The 21898-nt window shown below is 37.7% G+C and carries 17 protein-coding genes; 1 reads left to right on the top strand and 16 read right to left on the bottom strand.

Annotated features, from left to right (window positions below):
• Positions 1 to 81 precede the first annotated feature (81 nt).
• A complete protein-coding gene (locus CRS_RS24435; RefSeq protein WP_172617058.1) occupies positions 82 to 240 on the bottom strand; it encodes a hypothetical protein in 159 nt (52 codons plus the stop codon).
• Positions 241 to 1167: 927 nt separating this feature from the next.
• On the opposite strand from CRS_RS24435, the gene CRS_RS12285 reads away from it, so the two are divergent.
• Entirely contained in the window at positions 1168 to 1833 is a 666-nt protein-coding gene (locus tag CRS_RS12285; protein ID WP_142724332.1) for a S24 family peptidase, read from the top strand.
• Positions 1834 to 2088: 255 nt separating this feature from the next.
• Here CRS_RS12285 and CRS_RS12280 read toward each other — a convergent pair whose 3' ends face one another.
• The 15 genes from CRS_RS12280 to CRS_RS12215 form a co-directional block, all read right to left on the bottom strand.
• Positions 2089 to 2775 carry a hypothetical protein gene (locus CRS_RS12280; protein ID WP_142724331.1) on the bottom strand — a complete coding sequence of 229 codons (687 nt, stop codon included), beginning with the start codon at positions 2773 to 2775 and terminating at the stop codon, positions 2089 to 2091.
• Between the two features lie 158 nt (positions 2776 to 2933).
• Complete coding sequence (locus CRS_RS12275) at positions 2934 to 6056, bottom strand: hypothetical protein (RefSeq protein ID WP_142724330.1); 3123 nt, start codon at positions 6054 to 6056, stop codon at positions 2934 to 2936.
• Between the two features lie 101 nt (positions 6057 to 6157).
• Positions 6158 to 9145, bottom strand: coding sequence for a PKD domain-containing protein (locus CRS_RS12270; protein WP_142724329.1), 2988 nt, complete (start codon positions 9143 to 9145; stop codon positions 6158 to 6160).
• Complete coding sequence (locus CRS_RS12265) at positions 9145 to 11946, bottom strand: hypothetical protein (protein ID WP_142724328.1); 2802 nt, start codon at positions 11944 to 11946, stop codon at positions 9145 to 9147. Before CRS_RS12265 ends, CRS_RS12270 begins: the two co-directional genes overlap by 1 nt.
• 24 nt (positions 11947 to 11970) lie before the next feature.
• Positions 11971 to 15021 (bottom strand): baseplate J/gp47 family protein, encoded by a 3051-nt coding sequence (locus tag CRS_RS12260; protein WP_142724327.1) that lies wholly within the window; start codon positions 15019 to 15021, stop codon positions 11971 to 11973.
• An 89-nt stretch (positions 15022 to 15110) separates the two neighbouring features.
• The gene (locus tag CRS_RS12255) at positions 15111 to 15521 is read right to left on the bottom strand and encodes a GPW/gp25 family protein (protein WP_142724326.1); all 411 of its coding nucleotides are present in this window, start codon (positions 15519 to 15521) and stop codon (positions 15111 to 15113) included.
• A 148-nt stretch (positions 15522 to 15669) separates the two neighbouring features.
• On the bottom strand, positions 15670 to 15960 hold the full coding sequence (locus CRS_RS12250; RefSeq protein WP_228451240.1) for a PAAR domain-containing protein: 291 nt from the start codon (positions 15958 to 15960) through the stop codon (positions 15670 to 15672).
• A gap of 3 nt (positions 15961 to 15963) precedes the next feature.
• On the bottom strand, positions 15964 to 17709 hold the full coding sequence (gene vgrG, locus CRS_RS12245) for a type VI secretion system tip protein VgrG (protein WP_142724325.1): 1746 nt from the start codon (positions 17707 to 17709) through the stop codon (positions 15964 to 15966).
• A gap of 1 nt (position 17710) precedes the next feature.
• The gene (locus CRS_RS12240; protein ID WP_142724324.1) at positions 17711 to 18445 is read right to left on the bottom strand and encodes a LysM peptidoglycan-binding domain-containing protein; all 735 of its coding nucleotides are present in this window, start codon (positions 18443 to 18445) and stop codon (positions 17711 to 17713) included.
• Positions 18445 to 18606, bottom strand: a complete 162-nt coding sequence (locus CRS_RS24430) for a DUF5908 family protein (protein WP_172617057.1) — start codon at positions 18604 to 18606, stop codon at positions 18445 to 18447. Before CRS_RS24430 ends, CRS_RS12240 begins: the two co-directional genes overlap by 1 nt.
• A gap of 203 nt (positions 18607 to 18809) precedes the next feature.
• The gene (locus CRS_RS12235; RefSeq protein ID WP_142724323.1) at positions 18810 to 19277 is read right to left on the bottom strand and encodes a phage tail protein; all 468 of its coding nucleotides are present in this window, start codon (positions 19275 to 19277) and stop codon (positions 18810 to 18812) included.
• A 2-nt stretch (positions 19278 to 19279) separates the two neighbouring features.
• The gene (locus CRS_RS12230) at positions 19280 to 19711 is read right to left on the bottom strand and encodes a phage tail protein (protein WP_142724321.1); all 432 of its coding nucleotides are present in this window, start codon (positions 19709 to 19711) and stop codon (positions 19280 to 19282) included.
• Between the two features lie 39 nt (positions 19712 to 19750).
• Positions 19751 to 21088 carry a phage tail sheath C-terminal domain-containing protein gene (locus CRS_RS12225; protein ID WP_142724322.1) on the bottom strand — a complete coding sequence of 446 codons (1338 nt, stop codon included), beginning with the start codon at positions 21086 to 21088 and terminating at the stop codon, positions 19751 to 19753.
• Between the two features lie 24 nt (positions 21089 to 21112).
• Positions 21113 to 21544, bottom strand: coding sequence for a phage tail protein (locus tag CRS_RS12220; protein WP_142724321.1), 432 nt, complete (start codon positions 21542 to 21544; stop codon positions 21113 to 21115).
• Positions 21545 to 21583: 39 nt separating this feature from the next.
• Positions 21584 to 21898, bottom strand: a 315-nt coding sequence (locus tag CRS_RS12215) for a phage tail sheath C-terminal domain-containing protein (RefSeq protein WP_142724494.1), incomplete at its 5' end; no start/stop codon positions are given.

Genomic DNA, 21898 nt, shown 5'->3' with positions numbered 1-21898 from the left:
TGGGCATTAGGATTAAAAAGATTTACCTAATAATGTTCGACACGGCATTCTCCGATATTCACTGAACTGTTCACCTACCTGCTAAGCCTGAAGAATAATATTATATATTGTTCTTTCGGACAAAAACAACATTTCTGTCAGTTCAGTTACAATCACTTTCATTTGTTTGCTTTGATTACGTTTTACGTATTCAATGACAAAATCTTTTCTTTTCTCTAGTAATTCTTTACTACGTTTCATTTTTCTATGTTTAAAGTTTTTATGGTTAAGTTTTTGTTTTTATGAGGCCAGCTGTCGATTTCTTACATTTCTAGTGTTTAATTAGGTCAATAAGAAACCCTAAAGGCATAATTTTACGCCCTTAAACAGATGTCAATCACATTTTAAATTTTGGTTTCAGAAGCTGATACCAGGTGTTTCTCTCAATAGAGATCATACACCGACTTCTTTTCTTTAATTCTACATTCAGTAAATATTGTATTGATGTTTATAAGAAACTGATGTGTTTATAAACATGTAAACGGACATTATTTACTTCCCGTATCTGGTTGTAAAAGCTCGGTCTCTCATCATCTGACTTTTTAAGCCTTAAGAATCATTAAGTCTGCTCTGCCAACTTTGGTTTACTATTCAGGATGTACAAACCCTCTTACTGATAACTATAATTAATCGATATTTTATATGTTAATCAGCTGTATTCGCTGCATTTTAGAGACCGTTTTGGACTTTTTCGAAAAAAATAAAGAGCCCGACAGCCGCTTTATTTTAAACCCACTGATAATAAACGCACTTTTATCACAAATAAAGCCGTTCATAAAACGCACAAAAAACAAAATCACGCAATCAACAAACGCATTATTTACACTTAATAAACCTGAAACATCTTTTTTTGTTTTTAATAAGACATCGAAAACAAACAAGAATTGAAATTCGAACGCAAAATAAATCAGGTAAAAAAACAAAATATAAACATCTGATTACAAGCACTTACGAATTTTTCAAAAAGCTCTTAAATAGCAAAAAAACATTTAATTATAAATATATTTTTGTATATTTGTGCGGTTACGTCTTAACAGCGAAACAAATATACGAACATTGTTCGTTTTTCAAAATATTTAAACGAATATTTTTCATATTTTTTTATAAATAAACTATAAACATATCAAAATGACCTATTTAGAATTCAAAGAGATCAGAAAAAAACTCAATATGAAGCAGTCTGATATTGCAAAATCTATAGGAGTTGGTACCAGAGCTGTACAATATTGGGAAAAAGGCGAACGAAAAATACCGGAAACAACTGCTTACTTTGTGACCAATCTGCTGCTAAAACAACAAGAGGAACTTAATAATGACAGTGCTGCACCTGTTGTTTTTTCAGATTTAAAGATTATGCATGTTCCTCTGGCAAATCAATATGCACAGGCTGGTTATCTGAGTAATTTCGCAGATGAAGAATATATAGAAAGCCTGCCAACAATTCCTTTTACAGATGATGTAGAACACCGTGGTGAATACATGTGCTTCGAAGTAAAGGGAGACAGCATGGACAACGGATCGTACGAGAGCTATCTGGAAGGTGATATTATCTTATGCAGAAATATCAGACAGGATTATTGGATGAGCAAGCTGCATTATGATAAGTGGGATTTCGTCATTGTTCACAAAGAGAAAGGGATTTTAGTAAAGCGGATTATCAATCATGATGTGGAGAAAGGGATTATCACCCTGCACTCCCTGAATGAATATTATGATGATTTTGAAATCCATTTAAAAGATGTTGCAAAACTTTTCAATATTATAAGTACGAGACGTAAAAACAACAGAAGATAACTGAGTTAAAAATCTTCAGTCTCTGATTTCAGATCTTTCTAAATAATTATATACTCAAAGTAACGAAGATGAAGTACAGGTCGTAATACCGGCTGATGAGCTTATTTCATCTTCGTTATAATTTGAGAATTTATTCCGTTTCATAAGGAACCCGCCTGCGTTACCGGCATACAACCTGAACTATAGGCTGATATTGCTGATATCCTAAGGAGCAGAAGTGGAACATCTCTTCTGTAAGCCGATATCATCAATCATTTACTGAAAGAAATCCGTCCCCAAGGCATAATTCACCTTTGGCGCGACTACAAAAGCAAAAATTCTTTTGGTCCCGTTGTTTGGCCCGATAGCCTGAGAATTCAGCAACTGCAGGCCAGACGCTGTAGGATTGGTGCCGTTTACCGTACCAGATGTACCTGTCGTACTGAAAGTGAACATATCACCTGTCGTTTTACCATCTGTTGCACTTTTTATAAGATCTGTCAAAAACTCAATACGGTCTCCAACTTTCGCTTCAAATGATTTCCACTTATCTATAGGACTATCATATTGAGTATTGGCATCCCTGCTGTCTACTACAATCTCACCATTCTTCCTGATGACAAAGTTTACTAAGGTATTGAATGAATCTCCATTCAGAGTCCTTTTGGCATGATTATAAAATATGATCCTTGTCTCATTTCCATAACAGTTTCCAATCTGAAATGAATCAGTGCGGGTGGCAAGAACCCCACCTGCAGATATCTGCACTGTCAAATCGTAATTGCCCGGAGTCTGAATCGGTGGAAGAATTGTTATACCATTGGGATCAATGGTCCCTATATTGGTTGGATTCCCTGATCCATGAATCTCATAGGACGCAGTGGTAGTTGAATTCGCACTTGTACTCGGTATGGATGATGTATAATCTATCTCAAATGAAATCTCGCATTGTGCTGCTGCCATTATATTATATTTTTTTATTATTACTATATTTTTCCGAATATATAAAAGGGTGTTTCAGTTCTACAACCTGTTCAAACACCCTTTTCTGGGTATATCTGATCTTGACCGGAGTCAGGTAAATTTATTTTTCACCTGCAATCACAGAGGTAACTATTCTATTAATCATACCCAAATATTAATACTTTCACAGTTTTAGTATCAAAGGCACCAGAAGCAGGATCAATAACCATAAATTGGAATATATAATTACCATAATCCCTCAAACCTGTAACCCTTACAGAAGGTTGATTACTCACATCAAGTATTAATTTTGATCCTGTATCACTATCTACCTGGAACCATGAATATTCAAGATCCGAAGGTCCATATCCTTTTCCTTCCAATATAAAAGCTCCATCATTTAAGTCAACATTTTTGTTCTCTTCCGTCACTTCAGCTTTGACTGTAGAAAGGTTCCCATCACAACAGTTCCCTTTTGGAAATTTAATACTGTTTATGACAACCGTTGGAGGCTTGTACCAGTTCCCTATCCTGATGGTCTGAGTACATCCGCCGTTGCTCACAAGCATATTTATCGTCGGATTTCCTTTAGGATCAAGATTTTTCACTGTATAACTCATATTTCCGTCGGTATCCGGCTTTAGAAGATCTGCACTGCCAGCCACACTGTAGGTGTAATTTTGAAAGTATGGCCCGGAAACGATAAAGTTTACGGTAGCCTCTGTCGGATCACCGTTTGGATAATCAACAGACTTAACACTCACATTAACCGCAGGCTGAGTAATAACAGTGATATTGCAGCTGGTTGATACCCCATTAACGGTAAAAGTAATCACCTGACCATGTAACCCGGGATCTACTGACCGTGGATCGAAGCTATATTTCCCATTGGTGAATTTTACACCATCACCCGCACTGGCTTTTACAATCCCGTCTACAGGAAATACTGTAAAGTCTACAGGGCTGGATTCAGAACATATAACAGAAGTAGGCAAACTTAATTTAACAGGAGCATCGTACCAACCTCTTATCAGAATGTCTTGAGTACATCCGTTGCCGTTCACCTTCACCTTGATCGTTGGAATTTTTGTAGGACTCAGATTATAATAGGTATAACTTACATTTCCATCCTTATCAGGTTTTAGGGTAACGAAACTTCCATTATCCAGGAAATCCCAACTGTAGATATAATCTGCAAAGTTGGCTCCGGTTATTGTAAAGTTTACGATTGTTGCCGGTGAGACACCTTCCGGATAATATACAGAGCCAACAGAGATCTGTATGTCCGGCTGTGAAATAACCTTGATGCTGCAAGTAGTAGGCATGCCGTTAACCGTAAAGGTAATTTCCTGACCTTGTAATTCGGGGCTTACTAATTTCGGATTAAAGAAATAGAGTCCATTGATGATTTCCACTCCTCCATTTAATTTTGTATCAACATTCGCTTTTACAGTTCCATTCATAGGGAATACCGTAAAAGGTATGCGGCTGGACTCAGCACAAATAACAGAAGCCGGCAAACTCAGTTTAACTACAGCTTTCGGTGTACAGCATATGTAAGGAAGCGAGAAATCTGCAATAACGTTCTGACTGTTTAAAGGATCATAAACCATGATAAAGGTGCCTCCTTTGCCGACTCCATGTTTATGTTCCAATCCTGAATTTTTTTCTACATACTCATTGAAATAGGCTTTTGACAGATCTTTATTATCTTTCAATTCCTCTAAAGATAAAAGCATAATATCAAATCCCAACTGGTGTTTTTCTTTTATTTGCTTTATTTCTTCAAAAGCCGTTTGATAATTCATCCCCTGATGGCCTTCAATATTATAAAACGAATAATCATCCAGCGTAAGATTTAGAGGTGATTCTTTTTCCAGGCCTATTGGCACCCAATCGGTATTAAAATTCAAATTATTACTAAATGACCGATTGCCTGTCTTATCAAAATTCCATACTTTCAAAAATCCTTCTGTAATACGGTAATAGAAAGGAATTGCCTTATTACTGAGAGGGTTTAATTTTTGTGATGGTGTAATTTTTATACGTCCTTTATTCTCAAAAATATTACCATAGTTAAAATTCTGTACCTGCTGATTAAAACGATTGATCAATACTTTGACTCTTTGGGTCGCTTTATCGCTATCTAAGGCAGGTGAATTATAGAACTGATGCCTCAGGGAATCCAATTGTTTATCTGACACTAATTTTCCGAGCATGATATGTTTAGGAAAGGAAACAAAATCGGGGAATGCTTTAGTAAATGCCTTAGGAAGCAGTTCTGCAATTTCAGCGTAAGTATCCATCAAGTCCTTTACAACATCATAAGCATACTGAAAGCCGGAATCCTGATTAAAAATATTCACGAATGCTTCTTTGAATGCAGCATAGCCGGCAACTGGAATACCCAGTATTTTACCGATAGCCTCAATTCTTTCAAAAACAATCTTACCATAATTATTTTTTTCCACAGCCTTGATATACAGATTTTTTAAATCAGATACTGTCAGGCTTGTTTTTGACACAAACCGTTCTAAAATAATCCGTTCCTGTTTTACAGGTTCCATAATGCCATCTATAAATAAGGGATGAGGCTGAATTGCATCTTTTACACCAGGCTTATAGGTATTGCTCAAAGGATCATAGACAAGTCGGTATTCTCCAAGAAGGTCCGTGATTCCTTTTGATGTAGTTACCAATACTTTTAGGTTTCTGATTTGCTGGATCCCGTGATTATCACAGTCGACTCCCCTACATGGCTTAACTTCTTTCTCATAATCCTCCAAATAAAGCAGCAGATATTTGTCCTCTAAATTTGTAAGATTACTGACAGGCTGAAAATCAGATTTTGCTTCTTCATCTGTTGCCAGCTCCCAAAGCTCAATCTGCTGGTCCTTATCATAAAATGCAGGATATTTTATTTTAAAATTATCATATGTTTTAAAACAGGTATACTTTTTATTTTCTATTGCAACAGTTTTTAAGTCACTCATATACAAATCCTTACTCACTTCACTGGTACTATTTAAGGTAAGAAGGTCTCCATCAGTCGTTATAGCTGCTCCCTGAGAAAGCTGTACACCGCTTAAAATTCTGTTTTTATAAATAAGTTCGTGTTTTAGGCCACATACAATACCTACTCCCTGCAACAGCACCCTGGACAAACGATCCTGATCTTCGAAAAAATCCAGGAACTCATTGAACTGATCCGGATCTTCGATGTACTGCCCTTTACTGAATTTGCGGTATTGGGTTGATATATTACTTAATCTATTCTTCATTATTTTTAATTTTTTAATGATTTATTAAGATCGGTTAATGAACTTCATAGACAGCAAACTGTCTATGAAGTTATTAAACACATCTCTCCTTATCAGAATTCTTATTTTGTTACACCTGTACAAGGATTTATTTCTAAGAAATTACCATTTGGATAACCTGAATAAATAGGTGTTGCGGCATTGGCCAGGAATATCTGAGTATAAGCAACCCCGGTATGACAATTGGTTAGTGCGCATTCAAGGGAGAATTTCACAAAACCATCAGGTGACTGCTGTGCTATTGCCTGAGCCTCATCTTTGGTAATGATAATCTCATTATATCTGCTGGAACCACTTAAAGGAGCAATATTTCTTGCATCCTGAGATCCTCCTGTATTACTTAAATGAACATTCCCTTTGATGATTCCTCTTGGATCGTTGTATGGTATTTTACCTAATATCAGAGTACCATTTCCTTTTAAGTTGAAACTCGCATTATTACAATCATGACCAGGATCTATTCCTGCTCTGTACTGAATCACAATTCTCATCCCGTCTAAACATGCAACGGTCATTTGACCTTTCAGCTTTACAGGACCTACAGCAATTGTTTTACTACAACCGTTTTTATTGGTCACAGTAAGTGTAGGGTTAAAGACATCTTCCTGCCCGGCAATAAGATCATAGGTATGCTGAACAATTCCATTAGCAGGTAAAGTACTTAATGACAACGGAGGTGTTCCGTCCCCAAAATTCCATGTGTAGGTAAGTCCTGCACTGTTATTTGAAGTACTAACCTGGAAATTAACTGTTGCATCCGGATCTGATGTATCTACCCCATACGTTATATTTCCTATCGCGACAGATGCACTTGGCTGTTCATACACAATCAATTGTGTCTCCACAGGGTCATCATTAACCGTAAAGGTAATGGTCTGCCCTAAATAAGCTGCATTGACCAAACCAGGATCAAAGAAGCTTTGGCCTCCGGACTGTTTAATGGCTGGTATTTGGGTAGTGCCGTTTACAAATGCTTTTACCTGTCCATCCAGCGGAACAATTGTAATAGCCATTGGGGCATCACTTTGGCATAGTTTACTGTCTGGTAACGCTAAAAATACCGGATCTTTTTTAGAACAGCACAAATAAGGTAATGAGAAATCTGCAAGAACCTGATTATTTGTTTCCGAATCATAGAGCAAAGCAAAAGTTCCGCCTGGTTCTACACCAGCTCTATGCTCAAGTCCTGATTTCCGTTCTACAAATTCACTTAAAAGTTCGCTGACCACTTCTTTTTTAGGGTCCTGCTTTACAACGGTAATCCCTTCTGATGATCCTTCTTTTGAAAATTCAGCCTGGTTCAGCAATCTTAACTGATCATCCAGTTTAGAAATATTAAGCAAAGTATTTTGTGAATTAACCGCCCGGTTGCTGACATCGCTGGAAATAGACACCAGCTGCTTTCTAAGTTCTTCTATGGATACTGTTTTTTCTCTGACTGGCGTTTCGCTACCAGGTTTTTCATCTTTACGTAAAACCAGTGCAATGACATCAAAAGCTAATCCGTATTGGGTCTTAAGGTCATTGATGTTTTGTAAGGCTGTTTTATAAGGCATCCCGATGTGACCTTCAATTCTATAGAAATCATTGTTATCGATGTTATAGTTCAATGGATTCTGAACAAAATCATCTCCTGCCAGATTGGCGGTATGATAACTTAAATTATAGGTTTCTCTGTCGGTTTTTGTTTTTTCAAAGTTCCATTGAGCCAATAAAGGCTTATCTACATTATAATAATATGGTATAGCCTTATTTCCCAATCTCACATTCTGGTTTGAAGGTGTAATTTTAATACGCCCGATATAGGACTGGAATCCATTAACTTTCTGCACAAAACGATTGGCAAGCATTACAACTCTTTCGTAATTCTCATCGTCATTGGTCGTTACCGGTGAATTATAAAAGCTATGACGTAAAGGGACAGACTGCCCTAATTCCATCTTTGCTCCGACAGGGCCTAACATCAGGTGCTTAGGGAATGAAGTGATATCCGGACAGCATTCAACATCCAGATGCAGGATCAATCCTTTTATTTCATTGTAAGTATCAATCAAATCCTTCAATAAATCATACCGGTACTGATAATCTTCTAAATTCGGTGAAGTAGTAGAAAGTATAGCATTCAATTTATTAAACAATGTCTGCCCTCCCAGATTAACACTGACATTAAAAGCTCCTGCAATAGAAGTAAAACCTTCGCTTAATTCAGCAACAGTACTGATAGCACCCTGAAATTTTGCTTTTAATTGTGATGCTGATTTAACAAGAGTATCCAGAATAACTCTCTTAGTCTCAATATTTGGTAAACTGTCAAAAAGCCTTTCATAGGCATTATGCTGTTTATAGATAATATCTTTTGCATCGCCTTTCGTAATAAGCTGTGAAACAGACTCCGAATCTGCCAGAAGTACTTTAAGATCAGATACCTGTTCTGCTCCGTTATTATCACAATCAGCATCCTGACATGGACTTTCATCATTAGAATAACTTTCTAAATACAGAATGACAATTTTATTATTTAATGAACTGCGGATATCTTTTATCTGTTTAAAATCCCCGGCATTAGCTCCTCCGGCTACCAATTGATTATACTCCTGAGTTGTAAACAGTTCTAAAAGAGGGATCTGCTGTCCCCCGATATGAAAATGCTTATACCCCAGGGTATCAACATAATTTCTGTAATATCTGTAATTTTTAACAGGGAAGTCTATGACTGCCTCTGAGGTATTTGCTGTCTGACGCAGTGTGATTAAGTCTCCATCTGTAGTAACTCCGGCTCCTTGTGTAATTGCAATAGTATCGAAGGGAATTTCAATCAAATCTCTCCCAAGTTCAGTTGTTTTTTCCATTGAAGCCTGAGGCTGCAATTCCAGCTCTATGTATTCTGACTGGAAGCCGCACACGATTCCCACCCCGTTCAGACGGGTTCTTGATAATCTGTCCTGATCTTCAAAATAGTCGATAAATTCGTTTAATTGCCCTTCTGTTAACGCCTGATTGTCGTTGAACTTTCTATATTGGGTTGTTACCTTGTCTAATTTAGTATTCATTATTTTTTGATTTTTGATAAGTTTGATTGTCCTAATATGATTTTTCCATCCAGATCATCATTATCATCCGCCGCACAGTCCAGAAGCCTTCCCGGTCTATAAATATTATTTAAGTGGGCAAGAGCAGTCAATAGATCTGTAATGCTGTTTCCCAGATTCACAATATTGTTTCTTGATTTATCTGACAGATATTTTTTAAAAGCAGCTTCAAATTCAGCAAGGTCTCCCTGAGCAGTTTGTTTTTCGCTCAACCGATCCCCAACCCAGCAAATTTTGGCTAAAATATGGGCTGGAATTTCCTGTCTGATCACTGTTTCAGCATAGCGTCTGAAATCAGGATCCTGGAAACGATAGGCAAATCCCGGAAGAACAACGCTTACCCTGTAAGAATAAGGATCAAAAACATCTGTTTCACAATCTTCTTCGCAGGAAGACATGAAAGCTTCCGAATATTTTATAGGATCTTCTGAAGGCGCTCTTTCTTCAATGTCATACATCACTTTGAAGGTACCTCCTATGGACATACAGCCAATTCCACCCATCTGTTTATAATCTTTGGTAGTTGGCTTCAGTAATAGGTGCTCAACCAGGAAAATACCCTCTTCTGTAAAATCATATTTAAAATAATTCACTGTGATTTTAATTCCTTCTATCAAATCCTCCGGTTTCGTGTAAGGGTTTGTTTTTTTATGAGTCGCAATTACATTTTTCTTTTCAGGATCATCTACAATCTCAAAATAATAGTTACCTCCCAATGAAATGCGAATGATTATATTTCCGATTAACCGGTTATGCTCAATAGGCCCCTTTAATGCGTTATCAAGATCTTCCTGATCAATCTGAATGGTCTGATAAATGGCCTCATTCAGGTTTTTGATTGCAATATGTTCAGTTGTATAGGTATTGACAGATGATAAGACAATATTACCATCCTTATCTTTTATTTTCCATGTATAGTTTTTTTTACCATTTCCGTCTACTGTCTCAATAATGGACACCGGTGATTGGGATAAGTTTCGCTGAGTATAGTTTTTAATACCCAGAAGACGGGCAATTCTTTTCTGCACCCCGGAAATGTTTGTGGTATTCCAGATATCTGAATCTCCAATTAAGGTATAATTGTAACCTAATCCTCTGTCTTTACTCAGAGAGATATACTCTTTCAGGAAATTTTCCTTGTTACTCAGGACAATTTCATCAGTAGATTTACCATACAGTGATTTCATTACGAAAGTATAATCACTGAATGTTTCTGCAAAACGGGAGATCAAATGGTCTAAAACCTCATTTCGGCGTTCTACACTATTGTCCAGTTCTTCATATAATGAATCTGTAAGCTGATCATCATTTTCCGTATTATAATCGGAAACCAATTCATCAAAGCCTTTAATATTTTTGAGTGCCTGTGTAAAAAAGGTTCTTTTTAAATGACCATTCACGCTCAGTACTTCTTTTACTTTTTCAAGGTGTTTGAAATAGCTGGCAAGGATCTGATCAAAAAACAGCAAATACGCTTTCAGCTGTTTGGCCAGAGCTTCTCTATCAGGAGTCTGATGTCCTATAATTCCTGATACTCCTACTCCGTAGGTATCCGGAAATTCATTTAAAATAGTAGCATAGTTTCCTATATCGTATGATGTTCCCTGCGGTAAGGACAGTTCTTTATTCTGTTTTGCATCCTCTCTCAGGATTTCCTCTTCTCTTTTAAGAGTTTCAAGGTAATCCTTTACTTTTTTGTCATTGATATTTAAAGGGAGCGCACCTTTGCTGTAGCTGAATGAACTTAGCTCACACAATTCAGGTTTTCTGCCTTTTTCAATACAGATCACCCAGTCGTTGGTTTGCCTGATCACATTATCACAACCTGCTATAGAAATATCATGAATTTCCTTCACTCCGTCAATTTTCATGATTTCACTGATGATATCAGAAAGACGGACTTCTGTTCTTAACTGGCTGTTTCTAAGTTCTTCGGTATCAATAAAACCGTTATCTAAAAGTGGACCATCAAAGATCTGATCTGTAGTCAGTCCTTTTTCAAGCATTTGCTTCAGCGAGTAAAAATAAACCTCAGGAGATAAATAGTTATTCACCGCTCTTATTACTTTGGCATGCACCAGTTCTTCATCAGCCTTGTTTACAAGTCCGATACGGGCACATACAGCCACCTTCTGGGTTTCAACTTCTTTAATCTCGGCTAAATCTTCACAAAGACTTCTATTGGCGTGATAGCGGTCTAATATCTTAATGTTGACATTAGATTTATCGCATCCGCTGTCTTCGGCATCAATATCTTCGGCATAATCTACATAAAGATCGTATAATCCTTTTACATTAAAGCTCTGTGTTTTATCTCCAACAGGTTTAAAGTCTAATTTTCCGGTTTTACAGTCTACATACAATGTTTCAGTTTTAGGAACTAACCAGCAATTGCGTACAGGACGTTGATGGCCCCCCTCCATATGAATGTCTATAAACAGCTTTCTATAGTCAAGCTCGTTTAAAGGTCTTGAAGGTAAAATCTCCGTGGCTTTTAAAAACTGTGTATGAATGTCTTTATCGGCATCTTTAGAGGTCAGGATGTCTTCCATATCCAGGTTCATTCTCATACCAAGATCCGTGATGGCATAGCTTAAAACTTCCAAAGTGGTAATACCGGGATCATGAGAATTATAATCGGTCCAGAGTTTTCCTCCTAATTTTTCTATGTATTCAATACCTGTTCTGCGTAGAAAATGAAAATCGGTCTGATCCCCGGTTTCTATATTTTTTGATATACTGATATGTTTATTTTCTGACATGATGATGTTTTCTTCTGTTTATTATTAAATACATACTTGTTCCGTAATAGTTATCTTGTGCTGCTTGGCAGAGACCAAAATTGATTTTGGATCCACTTCGATTAATGACTTTCTCTGTATTACATCATTCACCAAAATTTTGACTTCATCGATGTAATCCACATAATACAGCTGTTCCAGGTAGTTGATTAAATGATTAATATTCAGCTCCACATTAAAGTCAATATCTTTAGAGTCTGTAAATGCCCAGGGGGATATATATTTTTTAATATCTTCATCTAATTGTTTGATATAGAATGTTTCGTCATACTGCTGAAAAAACTTAACTTTCGTATCTACTTTTGCTTCTTTGTAATTGGGGTTCACCACCTGAGCTTTTACATGCATGGTATTTAATTCATTGACATAATTCTGAATTTTATTCAGACTGGCTCTGCTAACTCTAGGCTGATAGATATCAAAGGCATTTTTATTTTTAATATTCGGTACCACCATCAGAGTGACATGGCCGGGAGCCATATATGAAGATTCAGAAGTATGGTTTAAACATTTTACCTTAAAGACTTCCGGAAATTCCTGTAATACCAACTGTTCGTAATCCCATTGTGTGATGGCTCTGTGTTTATGTCTCAGCCGTTCACTCACACGTCTGTAAAATTCTACATCCGCTTCTTTATATTTGCCATCGAATGAATTGTAAGGCTGGCTAACCGATTTCACCTGAGGAACTCTCGTGATCAGTTTGGAGATTGTTTTAGCTTTCAATCCGTTATTCAGATGATCCAGATCATTGTCCTGATTCTGGAATGTAGCTAAAACAGCCTGGGTATATATTCCCTGTATTTTACATACGGCATCATAACTTCTTTGAGATTGGGCTCTGATCCAGATTAATCCATCAGGAAGCATGGTATGGCTGTTGCTGATATCTTTAGAAATTTTGAATTTTACAATTCCTGATTCCAGAAACTTTCTGGTTTCATTTTTCAGCATATGATTCGAAAGGCTCCTCCATGTATTATCTGAAAGGATGTGCCATTCTATAAATTCTTTTTCCCCGAAGGTCTCAACCAAAGGATTTTCACTTCCTTCCAACATCTGGATCAGTAGTGAAACAGTGGTTTCCGGCGTTGCTTCCAGCCCGATGTATAATTCACCCCCGCCCTTATGTACAGGGACAATGCTTCTGGTGTCAGTCTCTTTTTCATACTGCCCAAATGCATCTTCATGATACAGCTGTACTCCGTTGTTTTTAGACGCTTCACCTATGGATTCTTCATTTAGGTATGAGTATATAGATTCACTTGCTCTGTAGTTCAGTTCTATATCTTCTGCAAAAGGGATATAAGGCTCGTTGGGAATGAGCTTTTTAGCTGTCGGATTACTGGATAATGCCAATGTATATAATTTAGGATATACATCCTGCAGTGCAGACTGTTTCAGCGTCAACCTGATCGCCTCACTGGTGCCCGATTCATTACTTAAATTATTAACAGAAAACCGGGTTTTATAAACACCGTCTACTTTTTTAAATAAGTCAATATCCTGGGCTTTATTGTACCATACTTCTTTTTCCAGGAGTGCAGTATCTGCTTTAAAGTAATCATCACCTCTTACAACAGATGGGTTTTCAGAAGCTTCGAACTCTTTTAAACTAATATTCTGATTAGGCTTAATGACATATCCGCTGTATAATTCCTGTATGGAATTGGGGGTATTCTTCCAGTTGATCGTAATGTCTGCCTCTTTCCATTTTTTGGAGAACATTTCAGGACATTTGATATAAAAATTAGATCCTTTAACGGGCTGTGCAGTGAATGGATAATATGGCTTTTCTGAATTTAAAGTATTGTTGTCATTTTCTATCTGAACTGACTTTATCCCTTTTACATCAACAGTTACGGCTATATTTTTCACCAGTTTTTCTGAAAGTGCCTCGTAGATATCGTAGTATTTCTTTCCTTCGATCATCAGCCTTACCACCGGATAACTGGTCTGGAATGTTTCTGACAGCACTTCTTGGTTATATTGTACAACGGCAGGAAAATCTTTGGATAATGTAAAAGAAAGTTCCAACTGATCTTCCTCATTATTGGTGCATTTTAAAACAATACCTGAAAGCCATTCCTTTTCCCCACTGCAAAGCACTTTGATATTATTTGCAATATCCGCTTTTGAAATATTCTGTAATTTTTGCGTTGAATTTTTATCGAAATCTATTCGGAGTGTGACCGTTCGTTCCCCTTCTTTCAAATCAAATAAAGATGATGCAATGGAAAAGCCCAGTTTAGCTGTCGGAAGCTTTTTATAGGCAGATTTCTCCGAAACGGTTTCATCAGAATTATATCCGAACGGCCACCAGTAGCTGCTTTCTTCTGGCAATGTATCTCCAAGACCGTCAGCAGAGTTGGCTACCGGAGCCATCTTCAGCTCTCTTTTTTCAACATCGTTTAAAAAGCTTTTTATCTGAACCACTTTTGCCTGATTAGCGATAAGCTCTTCGCCTGTTTTGTAAACTCTCTTCTTTCCATTCGCATCTTTCCCTCCATCCAGCAATGTACCACCTGGAATTCTTTCCTGAAGCGCTTTTTTTGCCAATTCAAAAATGACGTAGGCTTTATCTGCTTTAGCTTCATTTTTTTGAATCTGAAGGATCTCGTTATAATAGAAATCCAAATGTCTTTTTGTCAGATTATTAAAAGCTTTTTTTGAGAAATCCAATAGTTTTAAAAAGCAGACAAATAATGTCAGGTGCGGAGTCAGATTACTGTCCTGTTCAAACTGGGACATCAGATCTGTAACCTGTTTTTTCATACTTTTATACTCAACGCTTTCCCTGCGTGGGATGGCATTGGTATCATCACCCAGGAAGAAGTTTCCCCAATTTCCTTTTGGTGTTGTATTATCATCTTTTTCAAAATAGTTTACACGCTGAGCAAAATTGTTTGCGAACAATAGCCAGTCAAACAGATCGAAATCGTGTAATTCAAGATTACCAGGATCTAGTTCTGCTAAAAAGCGCTGCATTTGTGATTTTCCTTCACGATAATGTGAAAATGTATCTGTTTTTTTCATTTGTTTATATTTATCTTTCTATGGTCAGATGCAATACTTCATGTAATGTTTGGTAGTATTCAAAATGGCTACAGACATCCCGTAATTCATTATATTTCAGTAGCTTCCCCTTTATAAAAAGGAAAAACAATATTGCTTCTTGTATTAGTATTTCTTACTTCGTAGTCAATTTGGATCAGAACTTCACCCTGAAGTTCATCCTGAGTATCAATATCAATATTCAGAATGTTTATCCTGGGTTCATGATATAAAATGGCCCGCTCAATGATCCCTTTCATTTGGGTGATCAGTGTTAAATCCAGAGGTTTAAAAAGCATTTCCTGCAGGTCACATCCATAGTTCGGGAACATGACACGTTCTCCCGGACGTGTTGACAACAAAATAATAAGGCTGTTATTGATGTCTTCCACATCGGTGGTCATGGCCAGCTTTCCTTCAGCCTCATTAAACTCAGGCGGGAAGCTCCAGCCTATTCCTAAAAAATCTGTATTTATTTTCATACGTTATTGGTTTATATTTAATTGTAACATCCTGCATCTGTAACATAGAATTCAGTTGTTTCAACTCTTTGTTATGGATGTTTAACATTTTAATTTGGCCGGATAATATTGATAGAGCAGATGATGATTCATATCAGTCTATTCTTCTTTATCCTCCTATCAGGACAGTGGCCTCACCCGCGGTTATTACTCCTCCATGGGCGGTAGAATCTCCCATTCTTGCAGCGGGTTTCCCGCCTATCAAAACACTTGAAGATCCCGATGCGACAGTATCTATCGGCCCTGTACATACTGCTTTGTCACCAACCCTTGCTGCGGGCATCCCGCCGATGAGCACTGTAGGCTCGCCTGCCGGGATTATAGGACCTCCTACATGGGGAACATTTCCCGTCACCATAGGGCATGTATGCATATCTGTAATTCTTGCTGCCGGTTTCATGATTTAATTGATTTTAACTTGAGATCCTTTTACGACTGTTACTGCGCCTGATTTAAGTTCAGAACCTGAACTTCCTTCTGCTTTTAGCTGGGCACTCGCTTTTACGCTGATATTGGTTCCTTCCATGCTGATATCACCTTTTGCCTTGATTTTGATGTCTTTTCCACTTTCCATGCTAATACCATCTTTATTAAGAGTTAATGTATTAGAATGCTCATCCTGTATTTTAATGACATCGGCATCTTCATCTACAATCACTTTTTTACCTTTTGGTGTTTCAAGGGTATAAGAGATTTTTTCATCATTAAAGATCATTTTCATTTCGCTTCGAGTTACAAATCCTTTTTCATTGTTATCATCAGAAGCTACTATGGGAGCCGGCTTTGCACTGCTGTTTAACATTCCCAGCACTACGGCGTCATTGGGATCGTCATTAATGAATCCGATGATGACCTCGTCTCCGATTTCCGGTCTGAAAAATGAGCCTCTGTTTTCACCTGCATCAAGGGTTGCTATTCGTGACCAGATTCCTTCCTCTTCATTATTAATGATAGGTATCTGTACCAGGATTCTATCTTCTCCATCCGGATCAGATTCCAGCTGTAATACTACCCCTACCTGCAGTCCGCTTATGGCAGGAATAATTCCCGAACCAGGCATTTCATTTACATCATAGGTTTCAGAAAACCATGTTGGCGAAAGTCCGAACTGAGCATCAACCAGCCAGTTTCCATCAGCAATTTCATGGCGGACACCTGTTACGTATATTTTTCCGTTAAACCGGTTGCCTACTCCCTGCAGTGTTAATGTAACCCCTGGCTTTACAGAGGGAATTCCCTGAAATTTCACTCTTCCTCTGGTTTTTGCCAACTGCTGAAAAGTAGCTTTGGCATCTCCCCATTCCTGAAGTTCATCCTGAGTAAGATTCCCGCCATGCTTCAGCTGCAGATCTTCAATACCAAAGACACCTGCCAGATCACCTGATGAAAGATTTCCATTGAGACGGATGGCCGGGTCCTGCGCTTCTACTTCTGTCAGTTCCTGATCTGTGTAGCTCCATGTTTTGGCTGTAATTTTATTGAACTGATCCCTTGCATCAATTTCTCCGTCAAATTCGTGTACAGATGATCCATAAACCACTGTTTCTACAGTTTCCCCACTAAAATCAGGTTTGGCAACTTTGATGGTTCCATCTTCAACAAAACAAAGCTTACCGTTGGCCTGCGCTCTGGTCAGCATAAAATCCCAGTCAGAAGCCCGGTACTGTATCAGTTCCTTGTGGGTATTAGCTGTTGCTTCTACATCGGCAGCAGCACCGTTATTACTTATCAGTTCTTCTATGATATCACTGTCTTTACTGTCGTAGAAATATTTGCTGTTTCTTCCTAAGGTCATTTTTACAGCCTTATCTCTGCATTCAACAATCAGGTAAGAATCTCCATTCCTGATTTTGATGTTATGCTTTACCACAACCCCTTTAAAAATGGTTTCTTCTTTGGAATGGTATCCTGCGGTAATTTCAATTTCTTTTCCGGGAATCAGCAGGTCTTCGTTACTTAGCTTAAAATCCTGTTCCGGTACACTTCCGTCTAAAATAACAATGTGGGCATAAGGAATTCTGTTTACCTCTTTTTCCACGACAATGCTTTTCACACCATACCTGCCGGGCAATTCTGAACCTCCGGACATTACCTTATAGGTGATAAGATCCGGGTTTTTTGCTGTTTGTATGTATCCGCTATTGTTCATGTTATGATGTTTTTTCTAATGGCGGAAAGAATAGCTCCTGTCCTGGTGTTAACTGTCTGAAACTGATAAGGCCATTGATTCTGGCTACTTCAAGGTAATATTTGGAGTCTCCATAAATTCTTTCCGTCATCAATGGTAATGTATCTCCATCCTGTACTGTTCTTTTATGGGTAAGATCCGGAGAAGAGGTTTTTACAGTTCTTGCTGCAAGTTCTTTACTAACAGCTCCTGCAAATGTTGCTTTTCCTATGGCTCTGAGAGGGGTTCCATCATTATTAAACAATTTATAGTCTATTGTAAATTCAGTCAGAACGCCTTTGAATTCAAATTCACCCCAAATAATGATAACATTATATGGTTTATGAATAGACCCATTATAATTTCCAGTAGCTACATAAAATTCTGCCAACTGATCTTCTACCGCTTTTTTGCTGAAAGGGTTTCTTTTTCCTAAACCTTCCTTTATCTTATTTATAAGTTTATTACCTGGGTTGGCCTTTGTAACTCCTGTACCATCAAATAAAAATTCCAATTGTAGGGATTGAGGAGATGCATTGATATATTTGGGATCAGCTTCACTTGCTCCAGGTTCCAGTTTCGTATTATATTCATTTTTACGTGTAAAAGAAAAACCTGTGGGATTAATGAGAGCCACAAAAGCACTACTGCTAATCCTTCTTCCGTATGTAGAATCTTCATAGGTTCCTATTGTTATTTTTTTTATTTCTCCTCCCATTATCTTTCTTTTTTACGTTGTTCTATCTTTACTGCCTGTTCTACACTTTCGCTGACTGCCCGCATAATTTGTGCTTCATCTACAGAAGCTGCAGAAGTGGTCGTTGCTGTTTTCTCGTCCACATTGATTTTAATGTGAAGCTCTTTTATTTCTATTGGCATTTCGTTTGTTTTTAATCGATCATTAATATTCAAAACACTAACAACCAATGATTTAAAATATTTATTTAAAAAAATCCAAGCACATGAAGAGTCTGTTCAGCCTTGTGATAGACCAATCTGTTGTTTTTTATATGAAAAAATTATTTTGCTAAAAGTTATCTTTAGACTAAAACACTTTCAGGTGCTTAGATTTAATTTAGAAATTACAAGCCTAAGCTTGCTAACGATGAGGGTATTGTGAAATATCTGTATTTCAGCTCTATTGTTTCAATAGCAAGTTTGCTTTCTTCTGCGTTGAATTCCGATACTTCCCATTTTACGGGATATGCTCCGACTACGTTCCAAACCATTAAAGGTGCTGTAGACTGCAGCCCTCCGGAAAGGGTCACCAGGAGATCCCTGGGTTCAAACTCGAAGTTTTCCATAGCGTTTCTGCACCAGCTTATCAGTCCGGAACTTACAATTAATCCGCGTTTAAGAACTAAATTCGGATATTTTGGCCTCAAAGGAAGCTGATGAAGAAATCTGTTTTCGCCTCCTTCGGCATATTCTTCAGTTGCAATTTCTGTTGATAAACCAGATACAGACTGAAATCTGGAGTCAATACCCTCTGTTGTTGAAATCCCGTTAACAATAAAAGAGAAACTGGTTGGAGGATATAAAAGAGCCATGATTAGTTATTTTCAATAGTTAATCCTTCGTGTGCAAGTTCCAGAGTTTCAATAGCAACCTCGTTACCTTCAGCTTTCAAATCTGTTGACTGCAATTTAAGCGGAAACGCATTTTTCACTTTCCAGGTTACGGCAGGCTCTCCGTTTTCATCCAGAAGAGAAATCGTAATAGATCTTCTTTCCACCGTATTCAGCTGAATCGACTGGAACCATTCGAAAAACTCGTTATCTTGTTTGAAAGTTCCTCTCTTTAAAGTGATGTTGTTGAAAACCCTCAAGCCCGGCATTTTGATTTTGCTGAAATCCGGACTCGCGCCATGTCTGTATTCAATAAGACCAGCTTCAATATTTAAACCCGATACTTCCTGAAAACCTACTTTTGTTCCCCCCCAATCTACTTCAAAGGCAAACTTTACTAATGGATATGTACTCATAATTATTTTATATTTTTTTGTTATTTACTTTAAATTTTTCTAAGCTTCCTGTAGTTTGTGAGAAAAACGTAACACAATAAATTCAGCAGGACGTACAGCAGCCATACCGATCTCAACGATCATTCTTCCTTCCAGAATATCCTGGGCAGACATTGTTTTGTTTAATCCTACACTTACATAATATGCTTCTTCAGGCTTGCTTCCTGCCAAAGCTCCATCCTGCCACTGCTGGTTAAGGAAATTTTCAATCATTGTCTGCACGCGAACCCATGTATTAGCTGTATTCGGTTCGAAAACGAAACGTTCTGTCGCTTTTTTCACAGACTCTTCCACCATGTTGAAGAAACGGCGTACCGAAACATATCTCCATTCGTTGCTGTTTCCATCCAGTGTTCTTGCTCCCCAAACCAATGTTCCTTTTCCTGTGAACGTTCTGATCGCATTGATGGATTTCCCGGCTGTTGCATCTACGTTAAGATTTTCCTGATCTTCATGAGAAATTTTAACGGTAGGTGCTACCACATAATTAAGTCCAATATTAGCCGGTGCTTTAAATACTCCTGAAGTGCTGTCTACTTTGGCGTAAACTCCTGCCATTGAAGATGATGGAGCCATTACTACTTTTTTAGACTCGATTGCAGCCTTGGCCAGGTTGTACAATTCTGAATCTTTAGTTTTCCAATACTCTAAAGTTTCACCCGAAACCTCAACAACTTTTGAATCATATCCATAAGTTAAAACAGTTTCTAATTTTGGATAATAAGCAGCTCCATATTTTAGACGCTCACCGCTTGGACCAGAACTAGGACCTGCAGTTCTGAATGCAGAAACATTTCCAAGAACGTCCATAATAACAAATCTGTCTTTCAAATCTTCTGCCTGATCTAAAGCTAAATTATACAATTGATAAGCATCATTTTCTGAAGCTAATCCTTCAGCATCAGGGAAAACAATAAGAGTCGGCTCATCTTCTTTTTCCAGAGTCTTAAGACCTGCTGTCAAATCAGCTAATTTCACTCCTGTGGATGGATAGTCTGCTGCTACAGAAACAATATAACAAGGTCCGCCACCGTTTGCAAAGTACATTTGCAAAGCATAGTACATTTTGAAAGGGCTAGGTGTCAAATTCGCCGTAACAGTTCTAGGCTTAATAGGCGGAGTTGTTGTTGCTTCAACTACAGTAAATGTGAAGCTTTCATTTTTTGCTCCTCCGAAAAGCGTTTCGTATTCCAACAAAGAAGAGATTCTTGTCGGTTCATTTTTTGGCCCTTTTTCAGTATATCCGATAAAAGCTGGAATAGCCGTTTCTACTTGTGCTACAGATGGTGGAAATTTTGCCAGTTCCTCTACGTAGACTCCAGGTGTTTTGTAATTCATTTTTTTAAATTTTTAAATTAATAATTAGTTATTTTCAATAGTTAATCCTTCGTGTGCAAGTTCCAGGGTTTCAATAGCAACCTCGTTACCTTCAGCTTTCAAATCTGTTGACTGCAATTTAAGCGGAAACGCATTTTTCACTTTCCAGGTTACGGCAGGCTCTCCGTTTTCATCCAGAAGAGAAATCGTAATAGATCTTCTTTCCACCGTATTCAGCTGAATCGACTGGAACCATTCGAAAAACTCGTTATCTTGTTTGAAAGTTCCTCTCTTTAAAGTGATGTTGTTGAAAACCCTCAGGCCCGGCATTTTGATTTTGCTGAAATCCGGACTCGCGCCATGTCTGTATTCAATAAGACCAGCTTCAATATTTAAGCCCGATACTTCCTGAAAACCTACTTTTGTTCCCCCCCAATCTACTTCAAAGGCAAACTTTACTAATGGATATGTACTCATAATTATTTTATATTTTTTTGTTATTTACTTTAAATTTTTCTAAGCTTCCTGTAGTTTGTGAGAAAAACGTAACACAATAAATTCAGCAGGACGTACAGCAGCCATACCGATCTCAATGATCATTCTTCCTTCCAGAATATCCTGGGCAGACATTGTTTTGTTTAATCCTACACTTACATAATATGCTTCTTCAGGCTTGCTTCCTGCCAAAGCTCCATCCTGCCACTGCTGGTTAAGGAAATTTTCAATCATTGTCTGCACGCGAACCCATGTATTAGCTGTATTCGGTTCGAAAACGAAACGTTCTGTCGCTTTTTTCACAGACTCTTCCACCATGTTGAAGAAACGGCGTAC

The organism is Chryseobacterium sp. ON_d1 (assembly GCF_006829085.1).
Classification (GTDB): domain Bacteria; phylum Bacteroidota; class Bacteroidia; order Flavobacteriales; family Weeksellaceae; genus Chryseobacterium.
The sequence above is the reverse complement of the archived record's forward strand: the minus strand, read 5'-3'. Positions and strand labels throughout refer to the sequence as shown.